This window comes from Bifidobacterium sp. MSK.17.10 (assembly GCF_019129655.1).
GTDB lineage: Bacteria > Actinomycetota > Actinomycetes > Actinomycetales > Bifidobacteriaceae > Bifidobacterium > Bifidobacterium adolescentis.
Window position 1 is genome coordinate 1 of record NZ_JAHOJD010000034.1, and the last position, 657, is coordinate 657.

A 657-nucleotide genomic window follows, 5' to 3' on the forward strand; every position below is an offset into this window, starting at 1 on the left:
TCTGGGTTACGGAAAGCTATTGCAGTGCCATCCAACAGCCGTGCGCCGTGGAGTAGGCGGATTTCGGGTCGCCCAGCATTTGCACCTTCCCGTCGCGCATGACAAGCAGGCTGAAACAGCAGGACGGAAACGCGATGATGCTCTGGTCGGCGAGCGGACGGAACGCTTCTGGGATGGTCTCAATCGCCGTCGAGTAGTTCTGCTGTCCACTGCCGTCGAACTTGACGTTGCCGTTGATCGTGACGATGCGTCCGACGCGACATAGAGTGAGTCTGCCGTTCGTGTATGGAGGTTTCCATGGCTGGGTTACGGAAAGCTAGAAATCATGGGATTGGGAAACAAAGCGTGCCGACGCAATCCTGATTGCTGCCAACGTTTCCCATGTTCGCCACTCGGATAGTTCCATCAGCTCTGGCCGTGAGGCTTCGCGCCGTTTGCCCATTTGATACAAGGCAGACAGTCGACAAGTCAACGATGGGACGATACCAGGACGCGAGCTTTGCCGGACATTCAACAGCATCCCAACTGCCCGAACCGATTTTCCCACTGAACTTGATCAAAATCATCCTGCCGTTACGCATGATGATCCAATTGGAATCCTGGTACAGGGTTACGGAAAGCTACGCGGCTCCGATGATGAGTCTTTCCCATGCCCGC

At 55.4% G+C, this 657-nt stretch carries 2 protein-coding genes; both read left to right on the plus strand.

Annotation, left to right across the window (positions count from 1 at the left end):
* Positions 1-265 (plus strand): hypothetical protein (locus tag KSX58_RS10300; RefSeq protein WP_217752143.1); only part of this gene is annotated, 265 nt, incomplete at its 5' end.
* Between the two features lie 209 nt (positions 266-474).
* Positions 475-657: hypothetical protein (locus KSX58_RS10305; RefSeq protein ID WP_217752144.1), on the plus strand; the 183-nt coding region annotated here is incomplete at its 3' end.